Below are 18,257 nucleotides of genomic sequence, written 5' to 3' on the forward strand. Positions count from 1 at the left end.
CCTGATCTTTATTTTTTATGAGAAAATTTTGGCATTCCAAACGTTGGCGAGTTGAGTAAAAATGGCCATTCCTTTTGATAACCTAAACCATATTTAAATAGAGCTACCAACATACGCGCAGTTAAACCCCAGATAATTTCATTATCAATCTGTAAGCTTGGAAAATACAAAGACTGATGGGCATATCGAACTTCATAGGGTGTCGGACGCGTCTCTATAAGTTGCTGTAATGGCACAAAGAAAATTCGATCAATTTCAGTAGGCTGAGGTATTAAGTGAACCTCTGGTGGAATAAGCCCAACAATTGGCTTTACAGACAAACCACTTCTTGCGCGCTGCATTGGCAAATCACCTAACAACTGTACATCAAAAGGGTTTAAAGCTGTCTCTTCTTGAGCTTCTCTTAGCGCTACAACAATATTACTGGTATCACTGGGGTCACGCTTTCCACCCGGAAAAGAAACCTCCCCCGCATGGTTGTTCATATGTATTGAACGGCGTGTGAGTAGTACCTTGGGATCATTTTCATTTGTAATCGCAATCAGTACTGCTGCTTGTGCTTCTTGTATGCGGGTGGAAAAGCGCAATCTTTGCTGTAACTTTTGTGTTAGCAAGTGCTCTTCCATACCTTTCACCTATTATTCTGTCTCTCTTTTCATCATATCTGAAAATAAAACTTAGGGAATAGAGTTGATGCGTAAGTCTAAAAATTCAGTTATGCTGAGTCATCTCTATACTCGATGATAATTATGAGTTTCTGTGTAGCGTGTGGGCATAAAACCGAACAAAAAATTCCTTTAGGTGATCATAAAGTACGCCGTGTTTGTACTCATTGTGGCAATATTCACTATGAAAACCCCAAAGTAATCTGCGGTGCCTTAGCGTTATGGGAAGACAAAGTACTACTCTGTCGTCGTGCAATTGAACCTCGTTATGGTTTATGGACATTGCCTGCTGGCTATATGGAACTGTTCGAAACTATGGAACAAGGTGCGGCACGTGAAACACGTGAAGAAGCAGAAGCAGAGATTGAAATAGAACAACTCTATTGTATGTACAATATTCCTCGTATTGGGCAAATTTATGTACTTTTTAAAGCGCAGTTAAAAGATGGAATTTTTGGTGCAGGTGAAGAAAGTATAGAAAGTCGCCTGTTTGAAGAGCATGAAATTCCATGGGGAGAGCTAGCGTTCCCGAGTGTCGAACACACACTCAAACATTATTTTGAAGATCGTAAAAAACAAGTTTTTCCAACCCATTTAGAAACGTTAGGAACTCGTTTAGACCATACAGGTTAATAAATTAGATAATAAAAAAAAGACCGCTTTTGCGGTCTTTTTTCAGGTTCTTATTTTGTCTTAATTTGATAACAATCAGCCGTCCGAATCGTTATCGTCCCACTCATTCTCTGAGCTAAAGCTTTATCATCTTCTGTAGGAGCAGGGCTCACATCCTTAATATTATTATAGACTCGTTGATAGAAGGCATATGGATTTAACCACGAAACTGTCTTGTTATCATAAGTTGTAAGGTTAATACCATTTACCTGTCCTTGTAATAAGTTAGCAACGTTAATTTTTGCCCCACTTACAATTAAGGTTTGACTACCAGTTGCAGTAGTACCTTGAACAACGTTCGAGTTTAACCCCGCCAAAATACCATTGAGATTGCCTAGCTTCGGTTCAGCAAAAATCATTTTTACTGTAATTGATTTATCATTTGAAGCAGACTCAGTACCACCTGTTGTTCCTATGCGGTACTGTTGAACGCCATTGTTATCAATTAAAGTATTATCTGAAACCACACCGCACTGACCAGACATATCCGTTGCTGTTGCATTAGGTTTAATATCAGTACGAATATCACCATTTTCATCAATCACAATACCTAAATCGATTGGAGAAATTCCAACGGTATCAAATTTAATATTTAAAGTACCATATAACGGGAAAATATAAGTTTGCCCAGCGCTCACATTTTTAGAAGTTCTGAAGATATCTTTTGCAAGATAACTTGCTGGAGTCACTTTATAGATATCTAGAGAACCATTATAGTTTTGATTCCCAATACTTTGACTCCAAAGCGCATAGTGCTGAGGATTTGGTGTTTTACTATTTATTGCCCCTAAATACAAACTTTCACGACCAGCAATAAATGAATCATTTAATAATTTACCTTGATAAATCAGTAAATCTTCACTGCTATTAGCTGAAGCTTTTAAATGGAATGGTTGTGTTGATTTAATCTCAGCCTGTAATGGATCAAGCCATGTTGTTTGAGCATTTGCAGTAAGTTGAGCTGGTTTAGCCTTAGTTAATACTTCCATTACGGCTGTAACTGTTGAGTTACTTGTAGTTGTACTCGTACCTTTCCATTGTAAACCATAACCAAATGTATAGCCTTGGCGATCTGAAAGTAAGAATAAATTACCTATCACGTGTTGGGTATTGGCTGCATTTTTTGGACAATCCGCTAAATTCGCTAAATTACATCCATAAAAATTCTCAGAGACTAAATTAGGTTGAGCTAGCGTCAAGTAATCCGACTGATATAAACCCACTAAACTTAAATGAGCCAATTGAGTTACTAAAGCAAAAGCTTGAGAATCATCAATTTGAGTAACATCTAACCAAGGTTTCAAAATACCAGCGTATGCACCACTTTTCCATTCAGCAGCAGTAACATTTTGAAGTACAACATTTAAAGTGTTTTTCTTATCCTCAGTAAATAGTGTAGGTTGTATATCTCCAACAACATTGTCGCCACGTTCTAAACCAACGCTTTGAAAGAGTTTAACTAATGCCATCGCTACACGAATGGTCGGATCATCTTGAGTCAATGAAACTGGTGCTACACCTGTTAAAGCCGTAGCCATATCCATTACTTTCAAACGTGGCGGAACAACTACCTTAATTTTTGAAATGTTATCTAAGCTGACAGAACCCAAGTCAATTTTAGTTTTTGTTTGAGTACCTTGTAAAAAGAAGTTTGCTGTATCACCAAGTTTACATGTACCCACAACACTATTGCCTGATGCTTTAGTAACAAAACTCTGATTTGCAACACTACTACAGGTAAAATTAAGGCCAGCAACCGGATAATCGAGTGAAAACTGTAAGCAGTCACTATTTGATGCATCACAACTTCCATTTGCATTTGAACTACCAGACCCACTTGTAGGATCTTCATTAATTGTTGAACTACCGCCACCACACCCATTCAGCATGATTGCTAATGTGGTTAATGCAAAAGGCCATAATATTTTTTTATTCATTAGATACTCTACCCATTCTTACTTAATTTTTAGCGTAATACCGAAATTTGAATCTGTCCCTGATTAGATAATTCATGTTCCTCTACATCTACAGAGGAAGATAAAGGAGTTAACATCATATAACGTGCATGAGGTGGTACTTTTAAAGTACCCTGAATTGATGCATGTTGTAATATTGTAGAAGGATAAGACTTACTCTTAAAACCACTTGCTCCCTCTAAAATGCAACCTTTTTCATCTAAAAATATAGCTAAAGGCCAATAATATAGAGGTGTCGAATTACTCGCTGCAAAAGACATCAGCTGTAAATGTTGTACAGATGGATCTAATTTTACCAACTCATATTCAAACTTTTCTTTTAATGGCTTTCGAGGCCATAAATTTACGTCTTTTTTATCACCAAGTACTTTGATTGACTTTTTGTAGCCTTGAACAAAACACTTATCTTGTTCAAAAGTCGTTTCTAGGTCTTTTTGAGATAGTCGTATATAATTTGGCGCTAAAATAATTGCTGCTTGATCATCTTGAGATTGTTTATTGAAGAGTTGTTCTAAAGTGGATTTACTCACCCCCTTTTTCCGTTCAATAAACTCCGTTCGCCCTAAACCATCGGGCATCACATAAAAGCGTTTTTTTCCTTCAAGATTAAATTCTTGATCTTCTAAATACTCATTATTTACATACTCTACGCCATCAACAGTCGTAAACTTAGATGGATCATTTGATAAATTTTGAGTAGAAATAGCTTGTGAAGTACTTGCTACAGATGGTGGACTTTTAACTGGAGTACTTTGTTCTTTAACAGTACTACTTTGCTTTTTAACTTCATTCTTCTGAGCTTCAGTAACCGTTACAGGACGCTCTGGTGCAGTCGGTGCAGTATTTAATTTTTTATTAACGTGTGGTTCAAACTTTTGAGGCACTTTTGAATTTTGAATATTTTCTTTAGGTGCTTCTTGAACAGGTTTAGCATCTACTCGCGGCTGTACAACTTGTTTCGGTGCTTCCACTGTAATATTTGATTTCTTCTGTTCGACTTTTTTACTGGGTACAATCATTGGACGACCATCAGGACCAATGATTGTATAGAAACCATCTGCATACGATACAGAAATACTGGCTACCGCAATACATAAAATCGAGATAGCAAATTTAGGTCGAAACATCGATTTATATTGTTTTACCATTTTGTTCTATAGCTCAAACCAAGTACTGTAACTTTAGTATTCGTTTTAACATCTAGGCCCGAATAAGGATTTAATAAAATATTATCGACACCACACTTGTTGGATAATGTACTCGAACAGGCAGGAATATTGTCACGACTACGTAAAAAACCTACTGAAAGATCTAGATCTGTATCTGCATCGAAACGATAACCTAAACCAAGACCGAATAATTGAGCATTATTGATTGGAACCATGGTATTACGTTTATCATCAGGTATCGAACTAGCTCGAGGCTCATAACCAGCTCGCAATTTCAAACGATCGGTTGCTGAGTATTCAAGACCAATTCCCCAGCTCCACGGCGAAGTAAATTTCAATGGTAGTGCCAATGAATTATCGGTAACGTCATTAGATAAAAGCTTAGCTACTTTTAATAACGAAATTTGGCGATCAAATTCGAATTTAAACTTATCCCAAGCCGAATAATCCGTCCATCCAACGTCAAAGTTTACTTGCAAATCAGGTAATATTTTATACTTAATCCCCGCTTGGAAATGTGCCGGATATTCAAGATCCATGGCAACTAAACCAGACTCAATATTCGGGATATTGCTAGGTAAACCAAGAATTGCAGCTAAAATTTGCCCTGTTGCAGACGAGTTAAGACCCTTGATAAGTTCTTGCGGTGCTTTGGCATTATCAATCATGTACTTGCCTTTTAAACGCATTTTGGCAGAACTTTGATAAACCATACCAAAGCCAAAGTCATCGGTTGGTTCCCAGAGTAAACCTAAGTTATAGCTTGGACTTAATGATTGTTCTAAAGAAACTTGTAATGCGCCCATTTTATTAAATGGATTCATGCCTTCTTGGGCATTACACATACCAAATAATAGTAAGTCTGTAATCATGTCACTATTATTTTTAAAAGGTGCACATACCACTTCATCAACCATACGCAATACACCAATCATCTCATTGGGAAAACGTAGATCAGTTTTCAGTGCGATTGCGTTGTAAGACATCCCCACAGAAGCACCAAGTGATAAATGGTCATTTACTTGATAACCAAAAGATGGTGATAAATAAGTAATTCGCTCTACTGCAACTTGCTGGCCCATATAGTTGCCAGGGTTACCATTCTCTGCACCAAACCCAGCTACCAATGGTGCATATACAGCTGTTGCATAAGTAACTTTTGAACCAGGTGGTTTATAGGCAATTCCAGCTGTAGGGGCAACTAGAGGATACCCTGGCCCCAGATCAACCATTTTTTTAAGAATCGGCACATATAGGCTTGCGTATTCGACATCCCCATGTACGGTCCCTTTGAAATCTGTACAAATATTGGCGGAAACTTCCGGACCATCATTACAAACAAGAGGGTCATCTGAATAACCAAAAATGTTATAGCCAGGAGGAGCTGAAAATTCACGCTGGATATCAAAGTTAGCCAAAATCCCCTGTACATCGGTTTGTAGCCCATCAATTTTTGCTAAGGCCGCAGGGTTAAAATGAACCGCACTAATACCAGGAGGATCTGCAGTTACAGCATTCCCCATCGCTAGTGAACGAATATCAACAGCTAAGTTTTGTCCTAATTGAGCATTGGCAAAGCTAGAAAAACCGGAGATAACAATTGCCGCCGTTAGAGGACATAATTTAGGATATTTCACCTGCATATCTCCTTATTTTTGTTTTTTATTAAAACCTAAAATATCTAACGGGAAAGACAGACCAAGTGAAATATCTGGCGCATCTTCGGTTAAACCAATACCAACAGTACCGTTAACAATCGTATCTGGTGAAACACGGACACCTAGAGCAAAAGATAACATTCCGCTACTTTGATCTGGTGACTTATATGATTCATCATTATTAAATTGAAACTCAGCATTCATATTAAAACTTTGCTGATAAGACATCGTTAAAGACACATCATAGTTAAATGAGTAGGCAAAACCGAACGAGAAACCTCCACTAATGCCTGGATCAAAGCTCTGGAGATATCGTGGTCCATTAGCACCACTACCACGCGCCTGATTAAGACCGCTTTCTTTAAAGCCATAGTTAGCCGAAGCAGAAGCAAACAGAACAACTGGATCGATATATTTACGGGTACTTGCACCTACGCCAACTGAGTAATAACCTTTACCTGTTGAAAGTTCATCTATACCAATTTCATAAGGGCTATCACCTGTTTTGGTAGATACACTACCAAAAAGGACAAGTGGTAAACGACCCTGCTTTAACGGAAAGGGTTCCCAACGTGCACCAAGAGAAATATCCCCTAAACCAGCTGTTGTTTTATCTTTAATAATTTCAGACTTTGCAACGAAAGGAACAGTTGCTGACAAAGTTAAGTTATCTAAGACCCCATACTGAAAGGTAAAACTGTTCGTCAATGTATGGTTAGCATCTTCTTCGACACGTAAACGGTTAAGTTGAGAAGAGCTATCAGATAAAGCTAAGTCAATACGCGTATCGCGGTAGTAAGTGTAATCGAGGTCATAATAAGAAGAAATTACGCCTTTCTTAATTAAAGAATATTGACGCTCATTTGAAGTAAATACTTCTTGCAAGTTTGTCTCTTGGCTGGCATCACCTTCTTTTTTCTGTAAAGCACTTGCTGCTTGATGTGCATCAGTATTAGCTGCAGGAGCTACACTATTAGCCTCCTATACACTCGACGTTTGTGCACCAGCATCTGTTGTTGCAGAACCAGAACTTGCCGCATCAGTAAACCCAGAGCTTTGTGCTCCCTCTACTTGCGGTTGTTGTACTTGATCTTCGGCATAGATTGTCCCTGTAATGGCACTCATACTTAAGGCCAACACACTCATCTTCATCCATCGATTATTCATGTTTTTCCCACCCAATTTATTTATTTTACTAACTTTAAATTTGACTATTTACGCTTGTAATAAAGACGCATATAGGTTTCTATCGGCTGCCCATATGTTGGCGATTTATTATCACTATCCAATACACGCCTCATGGTCGAAGCTTTATTTGCTAAACGATCAAAGTTAAATGTTGGATATTGAACATCAACGAAAGCATATTTATTGACTGTTGCATCTTCGACATGACGCATATCTGACTCTTTTAATGCCAATAAATCTTTACGCTGTGATTCAGGAACAGAAATAACAAATAAAGTATTATTATCCCAAATTTGTTTAAAACGATTTTCGTCAAAGCTGATATTCCCTAAAGCAGGATCAGCTACATACACTCGTCCATCTTTATAAGCTTTATATACGACAAAATGTTTAAAGCCCGCATATGAAATAGGCACAATTGCGGGTTGTCCAAGTTTAACTAAATCGGAAAACTCACCACGATACCCCCCGCTGTCTAAACCAATCGCTGTGACAAAGCGCTTCATATCAAGTAATGAGAAACTTCGACGCTCAATAATACGTTGATATTCACCATACTGTAGCAAACCACTCATTGTTTGCTGTTCAGTTAAATTGGTTCCTACATAACCATTTAATAGAGTTGTAAGTGCAGCAGACCCACAACTATAATCATAAGCTTGTCGAACAATGCCACGAAACTGATCTTCCACAGCTGGTTTGATCTGAACTGGTTCGATATGATTTCGATGAAACGATAAATTACGTGAATCGGCAGTCTCTGTGTAATAAACAGTTCCCGGCGGCTTTTTTTCTATTTCGAAGGCTTCTGTCGCAAAGTAATACATCAATGCTGAGCCTAAAACTATCTCTAACATAAGCACTTGGTCTAAATGGTGGCCTAACCGGCCTTATTCATTTTATTCTTAGAGCAATAGCTCTACATCCCTGTGTGTTGAAGATACCTTTTTTTTCTGTAAAAAACAGCTTTTTTTTAATCTTTTTGATGAATGCATAGTTTTACATTTATAAACTGATAATTAATTCTCATTTGTTTTTTACATTCTTTTTTATTATATAAATTAATATGATTTAAATATAAAAAAATGAAGTTAAGTTTTATTATAGCAAATAAAAAAGCGCGTATAAACGCGCTTTTTTATCAATCTTTAAATTAGTGGCCAGAAATAGTAATTGTAGACGTTCCTACATTTAAACCTTGGATTTCCAAATCACCAATTGAAGCATTACCCGCTGCACCCAAGCGTACGCCTTGTGCATAAACGTTCATACCTTGTGTACTATTATTTTGAATACGTAAACCTGTAGGAACAACAGAGATGTTCGCATTCACATCCAAGTCACCAGTTGTATTACCTGAACCACGAACCATTACTTTGTCTAGAACAATTTTACCACCACCAGCAGCATCATTAATACCGAAGTTAGATAGTGTTAAACCACCTTGCAAGCTAGAGTTCACTTTGATCATCGCGCCTTGCGGAGTAGAACCTAACTGAACATTCGCAGAAATTTGACCTAAAGATAAATCTAAGCCTGAAATAATCTCAGTGGGAGCTGTTTCAGTAATACCACGTACAGCAGTAGTCTCATTTAATGTACCAGAAGTACCTACGCCAATTGAACCTACATGCACATCAACTGCGCCTACTGTTGCTGCAACGTTTAAAAAAGCACCGTTTGAGCCTGAAGCACCATTTGTATCAATTTTTAAATCTAAAAGATTACCTGTACCTGTTTGAGTAACAGTAACACCACTAATTGCAATTGCACCTGCAGTATCTGAAGCACCAGCAATTACTGGAGTTGCAGTACTAGAAAGACCATCATTATCATGAAGGTAAATCTTATCAATAGAAACACCACCAGCACCTAAAGCGATACCAATATTAATACCATCTTGACCTGTAGCAGCACTCAGCGCTGCATCGTCCATTGACTGCATTGCCATTGCATTTGCACTGATAGCTAAAGAAGAAACTAAAGCAAGTTTAGTGAACATTTTCATCGAGCACTCTCCCAAGAGCATTTATTTTTTGACTTTACTACTCTTGCTGTCTCAAGTTGCATTTTTCTTTATATGGCAACCGAAACTTCCAATCCTTGAGTAGTTTTGCTTAGCAATTACTAAATTACAGCTACGCTAATTTTTGTTCAACTATTGTAATGCATTTTTTCCAATTACCCGATAAACGGTATAAGGGTCACATTTTCTTAAAAAAGCATACCAATTACGCTTAAGTTGTAATGAAAAATAGATGATTTTATCGACGAAAAGTTAAACTCTTACCGCCTAGATGACTGATGAACCATAAGTTGTAGTAAACTAAGCGACCTCTTCCAAACTTGTCATGTTTAAAATGTCTCAGTTAAAGAAAAAAATCTCTTTAGAAAGTACTCTATCAGCTGCCGATATTTTAAAAAAATTAGAAGATTTAACTGGACTTGTATATCTTTATGATGATAACAATCCTATTATTGGCTTTCTGCCAAAAAAATATCTAATTACTCAAGGTCATCAAAATTTTATATTCGAGCAAGATATCCTTAATAAGTATATAAACTCCTATAATATTGAAAGTATTTTAGACTTCACTCAATTCCATACTGAAGAATCAAAAAATAAAAATATTAGTTTTAATGGTGGATATATTGGATTCATTAGTTATGATTTTTCTGCACATCAATTTATTAAAAATCAATCACACCAACAACCCTCTTTATTTATAGGTTCTTACCGCTCTTTTCTAAAAAAAATAAATAATGAATGGTATTTTTTTAGTGATGAAAAAAATAGTTCAGAAATTTTTAATTACATTACAGAATTACTACATAGATCTTCTGATCATTTAAGAAAAGATATTTTTAAACTAGATAAAAATATTTATCCCCGTTGGTCTAAAAATGAATATTTGACCGCTTTTCATAAAATACAAGATTATATTAAAGCAGGAGACTGCTATCAAATTAACCTTACACAAGAGTTTAATACAACTTTTACAGGAGCTTTATTAAATAAAGCAGAAGAATTATGGAGTTTAACCAATGCACCTTATTCAGGTTATTTAAAATTAAATAACTTTGAGTTATTAAGCTGCTCTCCTGAATTATTTATCGAATTTAGTACAGACAAACAAATTAAAACCAGACCAATCAAAGGCACGATGCCTCGATATGAAAATAAAGAACAAGATTTAATTTCAAAACAAACATTAAAAAACTCGCAAAAGGATCAGGCAGAAAATGTCATGATTGTTGATTTATTACGTAATGATTTGAGTATTTATGCCAATACAGGTTCGGTAAAAACAACAAAGTTATTTGAAATTGAAAGCTTCAATCAAGTTCACCATATGGTAAGTGAAGTCACAGCTATACTTAAAAATGATATTAATCCTATGCAAATGTTGCTTAGCGCTTTACCAGGCGGCTCAATTACTGGTGCCCCTAAAATTCGCGCAATGCAAATTATTGAAGAGTTAGAAGGTTCACCGCGAGGGGCATATTGCGGGACTTTAGGATATTTTAATTTTGATGGCACTGGACGTTGGAATATTCTGATCCGTAGCTTTCAACAATATCAAAATCAGCTCTCTATTTGGGCAGGTGGTGGTATTACGATTGCCTCAGAAGCTGAGGCTGAATATCAAGAAAGCTTAGATAAAATCTCTGCTATGCTGAACTTGATGAACAGCACAGCAGAATAAATTTTAAAGAATATCTTGCTTCAAAGTTTGAACTAAACGCGCATTTTGCTCATCAGTTCCAACCGTGATACGTAAAAATTGATTAATGCGAGGTTTATTAAAGTGGCGAACAATAATACCCTGCGCACGTAATTTCTGCGCTAGTTGCCCAGCCTCATGTTGTGGGTGTGAAGCAAAAATAAAATTCGCTTTTGATGGTAAAACATTAAAGCCAAGTTCAGTTAAATCACTAACCAGCTTTTCTCGACTCGTAATAACTTTTTGACACTGTTCTTCAAAGTAAGCCTGATCTTCAAAAGAAGCCACAGCCGCAGCAATAGCAAAGCGATCAATTGGATATGAATTAAAACTATTTTTTACCGCCTCAAGTGCTGCAATCAAGTGTGACTGAGCAATCGCAAATCCGACACGTAAACCAGCCAAAGAACGAGACTTTGAAGTTGTTTGGCACACAACAAGATTTTCATAACGGTTTACCAAACTTACAGCTGACTCAGCACCGAAATCGACATAAGCTTCGTCAATCACAACCACACGGTCTGGATTGACTTGTAGCACTTGTTCAATCTCTGCCAAGCTGAGTGCAATACTTGTTGGTGCATTAGGATTGGTAATAATCACGCCACCATTAGGTTGTGCATAATCTTTAACATCAATCTCAAAATTATCATTGAGTGGAACTTCTTTTGTCTTTGTTCCAAAAAATTGGCTATAAACTGGATAAAAGCTATAAGTAATATCTGGATATAAAATCGGTTTATCTTGAAGGAAAAATGCTTTGAAAATATGAGCAAGCACTTCATCGGAACCATTACCTACAAAAACTTGAGATACATCCATATTCTGTTGCGTAGCAATCGCTTGTTTTAAGGCAGTTGCATCTGGATCTGGATATAAGCGCAGTGCATCAGCTTGATCATGTAGTACAGCTTGAACCGCTTCTACTACTTTTGGTGATGGCGGATACGGATTTTCATTAGTATTTAACTTTAATAAATTTTGGATTTTCGGTTGCTCACCTGGCACATAAGGCTCTAATTCACGAACCTCAGGACTCCAAAAACGCATTTGTGCTGTAGATACAGTCATAGTCTTATCTCAAAAAAGGGCTGAAAATCAGCCCTGAATAATCATTTAAAATAATGAAAGGCTTAAAGCTTATTGATAACGATAACGAGCCGAACGCGCATGAGCATCAAGATTTTCTTGAACAGCAAGTATATCAGCGGTTTTAGCCAATGTTTTTACGCCCTCTTTTGAGCACATGATCAAGCTAGAGCGCTTTTGAAAGTCATATACACCCAGTGGTGACGAGAAGCGCGCTGTACCGGATGTTGGCAATACATGGTTTGGACCAGCACAGTAATCACCAATTGCTTCAGGTGTATAACGTCCCATAAAAATTGCGCCTGCATGACGAATGTCTTCGCTCATTGCTTCGGCATCATCTAAACATAGCTCCAAATGCTCTGGTGCAACTTGATTAATCAAATCAACAGCTTCTGCACGGTCTTTTACCAAAACTAAAGCCCCACGATTTTCAATAGACGTACGTGCAATATCAGCTTTAGGCAAGTCATTTAAGTGCTTTTCAATTGCTGCCTCTACGGCTTCTAGCAAAGCTTCATCTGGAGTTATAAAAATAGCTTGGGCAACCGTATCATGTTCAGCTTGAGATAAGACATCCATCGCTAACCACTCAGCGTTATTCGCCCCTTCTGCATATACTAAAATTTCAGAAGGTCCTGCAATCATGTCGATACCGACCTGACCAAATACAGCACGTTTAGCAGCTGCTACAAATCGGTTTCCAGGACCAGTGATTTTATCTACAGGCGGAACAGTTTGAGTACCATAAGCTAGAGCTGCAACAGCTTGCGCCCCACCAATAGTAAATACTCGACTCACACCAGCTAGATAAGCAGCAGCCAAAACAAGTGGATTTAATTCACCATTTGGAGCAGGTACTACCATAATAATTTCAGGTACGCCGGCCACATGAGCTGGTACTGCATTCATAAGCACAGATGAAGGATAAGAGGCTAGTCCACCAGGTACATAAATACCAACTCGGTCAAGTGGTGTCACCTTTTGTCCTAGTGTATTTCCCAAATCATCTATATAAGTCCAGCTATCTTGTTTCTGGGCTTCATGAAATGTACGAATACGATTAGCCGCAAGTTGCAGGGCCTCACGAATCTCTTGATTTAAGTCATCAAATGCAGCTTTAAGTTGTTGTTGAGACAATTCTAGATCGGAAAATTGATGCGCTGGATGTCGATCGAACTGTTGAGTAAGTTTTAAAACATGATCATCACCATGCTGACGAACATCAGCAATAATTTGATCTACTGTTTGAACTAAATTAGGATCATTAACAGTTTCAAAAGCTAAAAGCTCTGCAAAAATCTGTTTGAAGTTCTGATCTTGAGTCGATAAACGTCGCATCAATTTACCCACAAGGCGAAAAAGAAAAACCAAGTTTACTCTTTTTCTAAGCCCTTGTGGGCATCATATCTACAACTATCGCAAAAGCATGATAGGAAATTACTTTTAACGTGATTGAACAGCTTGTTCAAGTTGGGAAATGATTGGGTTTAATAAAACTTGCTTACGCTTAAAGCTTGCCTTATTAACAATAAGACGTGAGGATACTTTGCAAATTTCTTCTAATGGTTCAAGCCCATTTGCTCGTAAAGTATTTCCAGTATCAACTACGTCAACAATATAATCGCCTAAACCTACAAGTGGTGCTAATTCCATAGAACCATAAAGCTTAATAACATCTACCTGCTCACCTAAGCTTGCATAGTATTGACGCGTTAGATTGACGTACTTAGTTGCAATTTTTAAACGGCCTTTTGGACGTTCCATTCCAACTTTGCCAGCAGTCATTAATTTACATTTTGCAATCTGTAAGTCCAATAACTCATAAACATGCTGAGCACCATGTTCCATGAGTACGTCTTTACCTGCTACACCTAAATCTGCAGCACCATTTTCAACATAAGTCGGCACATCAGACGCACGTAAAATCAAAATACGAACTTGCTTGTGTGTTGTCGGAAAAATCAGCTTACGAGATTTTTCTGGGTCTTCAAGCAAGTTAATACCTGCTGTTGCAAGTAAAGGTAAAGTTTCTTTTAAAATACGCCCTTTACTGAGTGCTAAAGTCAAACCATGATCAAAATTACCCATTACATCAAAATTAGGATCATCGTTTCTTACATCATTCATTAACTTACTCGCTTAATTTGGGCACCTAAACCTTGAAGTTTCTCTTCGACATGCTCATAACCACGGTCAATATGGTAGATACGATCAATTAACGTATCACCTTCAGCAACTAAAGCCGCTAAAACCAAAGAGAATGAAGCACGTAAGTCTGTTGCCATTACAGGAGCAGCTTGTAATTTTTCAACTCCAGTCACTACAGCATCATGACCTTCGACCTGAATATTAGCACCCATACGTGACAATTCAGGAACGTGCATGAACCGATTTTCAAAAATGGTTTCGGAGATCGTTGCAAAACCGCGACCAATTGCATTTACGGCCATAATTTGCGCTTGCATGTCGGTTGGAAACTCTGGATGAGGTAATGTTCTAAAACTTACCGCTTTAGGGCGCTTACCCATCATATCCAATTCAATCCAGTCATCACCACGAGTGACTTCCGCACCCATTTCTTCAAACTTATCTAAAACAGATTCAAGTAATGATGGATCTGTATGAGTAGTTTTAATGCGACCACCTGTAATTGCCGCAGCAGCTAAGTACGAACCTGTTTCAATACGGTCTGCAACAACTGCATATTCACAGCCATGTAAACTTTCAACACCAGTAACAACAAGTGTATCTGTATCTATACCTTCAATTTTTGCGCCCATTTTAATAAGCATTTGAGCAAGATCAGTAATTTCAGGTTCACGTGCTGCATTACGAATTGTAGTTACACCATCCGCTAAAGCAGCCGCCATTAGAATATTTTCGGTGCCCCCTACAGTGACCATATCAAAAATCACTTCGCCGCCTTTAAGACGACCATCTACAGTGGCATGGACATACCCATTTTCAACTTCAATATGTGCACCCAATGCTTCTAGGGCTTTTAAATGTTGATCTACTGGTCGAGATCCAATCGCACATCCACCTGGTAACGAAACTTTAGCATTTCCATAACGTGCCAATAATGGTCCTAACACCAAAATAGATGCGCGCATGGTTTTTACCAGTTCATAAGGAGCAAACTGGTTATCTAAAGTAGAGGTATCTGCTTTAACTGTGTCATTTTCATAACTAATTGTGACGCCTAATCCACCGATTAATTTTACCAAGGTATTTACATCTTTAAGATTTGGAACATTGGTTAAAGTAATAGGTGAATCAGCAAGAATCATTGCTGCAAGTAATGGTAAAGCCGCATTTTTAGCACCAGAAATGCGTACTTCCCCTTCGAGCTTAACACCGCCCGTAATTAAAAATTTATCCATTAATATTTAAGCTCCGAAAAGGCTTGCTTTGCGCCATTCGTCTTTGGTCATCGCACGAATTGTTACGGCATGAACTTCGCCACTTGCAATATAAGTATTTAATGGTGCATAAACTGCTTGTTGACGAGCAACAGTACGCTTACCTTCAATTGATCATCCACAATACGGAGGTCAAATTTTCCAGCCTGTCCGCTCACCGCTACTTCCGCATCAGGAAAAGCTTCTTTTAAAATTTGAGTGAGCTGTTCACTATTCATTGCAAAGACCTCTGGCACAACCTACGGTGTAAAACGAAGTATTTTACTATAACTTTTTCCAAGAATTCAGTACGTGTTTATATTTTATCAATAAAAAAGAGGCTATATTTCAAGCCTCTCTCAATTATTAAAAACTTATCAAATAGAAACAGCAACTTGTGAATAAGTACATTGCATTTTCCGATATTTTAACAATTGTTTTTTTAATTTTTCAGTCAGCTTTTTAATAGATGTATACATATCATCTGCTGCTGCTTGAGCAAATAGTTCAATCCCAGGTAAGCGAACTATTGCTTCTGCCACATGATTCGAGCTGCCCTTATGTGAGCGCTTATCAATCTGATGATCTTTCGTTAATTTAATCTGCATACTATTCACCTGATCGAGATGCTTCGTTAACTGATTAAATTTTGCTTTAATATTTTCTTCTATAGCTGGTGTAATTGCTAAATGATGTCCACGAATCGTTATTTGCATAATTCTATCCCTCACCTTTTTGGGTTAATAAAGAAGAACTAAAACGATTTAATGTGATCTAAAAAAGATGACTTTGGACAATTAAATCATTTTAGCAGCTCCTCTTGGTGAAATTGAAATTTCATTATTTCGTCATAATGAACATCTAGAATAGTCATACTTCAAAAATTAGATCAAGACTTTTCTTTCGGATGACGATGGAATATGTAACGATTCACGATATTTTGCTACAGTTCTTCTAGCCACCTCTATCCCTTCATCCTTTAATAAACCCGCTATAGTATTATCAGACAATGGCTTACGTGGGTTTTCATTAGAAACCAATTTTTTAATCATAGCTCTAATTGCAGTAGAAGAAGCCTCTCCTCCCGTGGTTGTTCCCACATGACTAGAAAAAAAGTATTTCAACTCAAAAAGCCCACGAGGTGTCAGCATGTACTTATTTGTAGTGACACGTGAAACAGTAGACTCATGAAGCTCCACTTCTTCAGCCACATCCCTTAACACCAAGGGTTTCATTGCCTCAGCACCTATCTCTAAAAATGCTTTTTGGTGTTCAACAATACAAGTAGCAACTTTTAATAAAGTTTTATGCCGTTCATCGATACTTTTTATGAAATTTTTAGCTTCAAGCATTTGATTACGCAGATATAAATTATCATCGCTTTGATCAGCTCTACGAATCATACTCGAATAGAAAGAGTTGATTCTTAATTTTGGCATAATATCCGGATTTAATTGGACTTGCCAATGTAGATCTTTTTTAGCAACTACAACATCAGGGATTTGGTATTCCGATTCTTGCTTTTGAAAATCCATACCAGGATAAGGTTTTAATGTTTTTAATAAGTCAACCGAAAGCTTTAATTCATCTTTCGATAGGCCTGTTTGTTTTAATAATTTATTTAAATCATTTGCAATTAATAACTCATAATACTGGAGTAAACTTTTTGCTTCTTTTAAATATTCAGTTCCTTTTGGTAGAAAATCCAATTGGATTTTTAAACATTCAGCAAGATTGCGAGATCCTATTCCAACTGGATCAAGACGTTGAATATGTTTTAAAACAACTAAGACTTCGTCTTCTTCAATTTCTTCCTCAATATCCATGTCATTTAATAGATGTTGTACAGCGAGAATAATTTCTTCTAATTCAGCATCTAAAAAACCCTTATCATCTAAAGCATCGATAATACAATAAGCAATCAACTGATCTATTTTTGAGAAATGCAGCAAGTTCACTTGCTCTAACATATGTTCTTTTAGTGTCATCTGAACTTGGCGATTATCTTCACGCTCTTCAAACTCAGGAGTACCTAAAGCCGTCGACTGATGTGTATAGATATCATCCCACTCAGTATCCACAGGTAAGTCATCAGGTAAATGATCTGCATTTAACTCCGTTGTAAGATCATTACTTTCTTTGTTTTCTAAAGTGGATAAACTTTCGGCTAGTGATTCATCTTCCACTTTTTCAAGTAATGGATTACTATCTAATTGAATTTGAATTTCTTGCTCTAATTCTAAACTTGAGAGCTGCAGTAATCGGATTGCCTGCTGCAATTGAGGCGTTAACGATAATGAATTCGCAACTTTCAATCCAACAGATAATTTCATATATTTCTCTTTCCAATAAACAAGCAAAAAACATGCCTATTTATTATTTATAGCATATAGTCAAGTTTTATCCTATATATTGACTGAGAATTTCATGAGAAAATTATTAATTTATTCTTCTAAAAATCTATTTTAACAACCGAAAAAAGATGAGTTGTTTAATTAAATTAACTTTGCATTTTGATATCTGCATATCTCTGAAACAGGACAACCGTACAAATTTATTCCACGCAATAAGCAACACCCCGGTATCTTTCGAGACCGGGGTGTTTGGAATAATGAGCTGGCGATGACTTACTCTCACATGGGTAACCCCACACTACCATCAGCGCTAAGAGGTTTCACTTCTGAGTTCGGGAAGGGATCAGGTGGTTCACT

Annotated in this window: 14 protein-coding genes, 1 rRNA gene and 2 pseudogenes; 2 read left to right on the forward strand and 15 right to left on the reverse strand. The window is 37.1% G+C overall.

The window, feature by feature from the left end; genetic code table 11:
* Window positions 1–8: 8 nt before the first annotated feature.
* Window positions 9–635: a CoA pyrophosphatase gene (locus MSG95_RS15490; RefSeq protein WP_100290452.1), complete on the reverse strand. Its 627-nt coding sequence runs from the start codon at window positions 633–635 to the stop codon at window positions 9–11.
* 114 nt (window positions 636–749) lie between these two features.
* On the opposite strand from MSG95_RS15490, the gene MSG95_RS15495 reads away from it, so the two are divergent.
* Window positions 750–1,298 carry an NUDIX hydrolase gene (locus tag MSG95_RS15495; protein ID WP_044102885.1) on the forward strand — a complete coding sequence of 183 codons (549 nt, stop codon included), beginning with the start codon at window positions 750–752 and terminating at the stop codon, window positions 1,296–1,298.
* 50 nt (window positions 1,299–1,348) lie between these two features.
* Here the strand turns inward: MSG95_RS15495 and MSG95_RS15500 are convergent, their stop codons facing one another.
* From MSG95_RS15500 to MSG95_RS15525, 6 genes and pseudogenes are all read right to left on the reverse strand, one after another.
* Entirely contained in the window at window positions 1,349–3,274 is a 1,926-nt protein-coding gene (locus tag MSG95_RS15500) for a protein FilF (RefSeq protein ID WP_324645124.1), read from the reverse strand.
* Window positions 3,275–3,303: 29 nt separating this feature from the next.
* A complete protein-coding gene (gene filE / locus MSG95_RS15505) occupies window positions 3,304–4,461 on the reverse strand; it encodes a putative pilus assembly protein FilE (protein ID WP_324645125.1) in 1,158 nt (385 codons plus the stop codon).
* Window positions 4,455–6,119, reverse strand: a complete 1,665-nt coding sequence (locus tag MSG95_RS15510) for an OmpP1/FadL family transporter (RefSeq protein WP_151819315.1) — start codon at window positions 6,117–6,119, stop codon at window positions 4,455–4,457. The genes filE and MSG95_RS15510 overlap by 7 nt, the downstream gene beginning before the upstream one ends.
* Window positions 6,120–6,131: 12 nt before the next feature.
* A pseudogene (locus MSG95_RS15515) lies at window positions 6,132–7,307 on the reverse strand (hypothetical protein).
* A gap of 44 nt (window positions 7,308–7,351) precedes the next feature.
* Entirely contained in the window at window positions 7,352–8,185 is an 834-nt protein-coding gene (locus MSG95_RS15520; protein WP_077166087.1) for a C39 family peptidase, read from the reverse strand.
* Window positions 8,186–8,481: 296 nt separating this feature from the next.
* Window positions 8,482–9,336, reverse strand: coding sequence for a DUF6160 family protein (locus MSG95_RS15525; RefSeq protein WP_213033582.1), 855 nt, complete (start codon window positions 9,334–9,336; stop codon window positions 8,482–8,484).
* Window positions 9,337–9,688: 352 nt separating this feature from the next.
* Here MSG95_RS15525 and MSG95_RS15530 point away from each other — a divergent pair, with 352 nt between their 5' ends.
* Window positions 9,689–11,035, forward strand: a complete 1,347-nt coding sequence (locus MSG95_RS15530) for an anthranilate synthase component I family protein (RefSeq protein ID WP_077166088.1) — start codon at window positions 9,689–9,691, stop codon at window positions 11,033–11,035.
* A 3-nt stretch (window positions 11,036–11,038) separates the two neighbouring features.
* Here MSG95_RS15530 and hisC read toward each other — a convergent pair whose 3' ends face one another.
* From hisC to rrf, 8 genes and pseudogenes are all read right to left on the reverse strand, one after another.
* On the reverse strand, window positions 11,039–12,124 hold the full coding sequence (hisC, locus tag MSG95_RS15535) for a histidinol-phosphate transaminase (RefSeq protein WP_077166089.1): 1,086 nt from the start codon (window positions 12,122–12,124) through the stop codon (window positions 11,039–11,041).
* A 69-nt stretch (window positions 12,125–12,193) separates the two neighbouring features.
* On the reverse strand, window positions 12,194–13,483 hold the full coding sequence (gene hisD / locus MSG95_RS15540) for a histidinol dehydrogenase (RefSeq protein ID WP_077166090.1): 1,290 nt from the start codon (window positions 13,481–13,483) through the stop codon (window positions 12,194–12,196).
* Window positions 13,484–13,588: 105 nt separating this feature from the next.
* Window positions 13,589–14,272, reverse strand: coding sequence for an ATP phosphoribosyltransferase (gene hisG / locus MSG95_RS15545; protein ID WP_068934120.1), 684 nt, complete (start codon window positions 14,270–14,272; stop codon window positions 13,589–13,591).
* Entirely contained in the window at window positions 14,272–15,528 is a 1,257-nt protein-coding gene (gene murA / locus MSG95_RS15550; RefSeq protein ID WP_039255534.1) for a UDP-N-acetylglucosamine 1-carboxyvinyltransferase, read from the reverse strand. Before murA ends, hisG begins: the two co-directional genes overlap by 1 nt.
* Before the next feature lie 6 nt (window positions 15,529–15,534).
* Window positions 15,535–15,785 (reverse strand): annotated as a pseudogene (ibaG, locus tag MSG95_RS15555) (BolA family iron metabolism protein IbaG).
* A gap of 138 nt (window positions 15,786–15,923) precedes the next feature.
* Window positions 15,924–16,262, reverse strand: coding sequence for a ribosome hibernation-promoting factor, HPF/YfiA family (hpf, locus tag MSG95_RS15560; RefSeq protein WP_019456521.1), 339 nt, complete (start codon window positions 16,260–16,262; stop codon window positions 15,924–15,926).
* 168 nt (window positions 16,263–16,430) lie between these two features.
* Window positions 16,431–17,879 carry an RNA polymerase factor sigma-54 gene (locus MSG95_RS15565; RefSeq protein ID WP_077166091.1) on the reverse strand — a complete coding sequence of 483 codons (1,449 nt, stop codon included), beginning with the start codon at window positions 17,877–17,879 and terminating at the stop codon, window positions 16,431–16,433.
* A gap of 281 nt (window positions 17,880–18,160) precedes the next feature.
* Window positions 18,161–18,257, reverse strand: a 5S ribosomal RNA gene (rrf, locus tag MSG95_RS15570); the annotation flags it as partial.

This window comes from Acinetobacter sp. IK23 (assembly GCF_035615275.1).
Lineage (GTDB): Bacteria > Pseudomonadota > Gammaproteobacteria > Pseudomonadales > Moraxellaceae > Acinetobacter > Acinetobacter seifertii.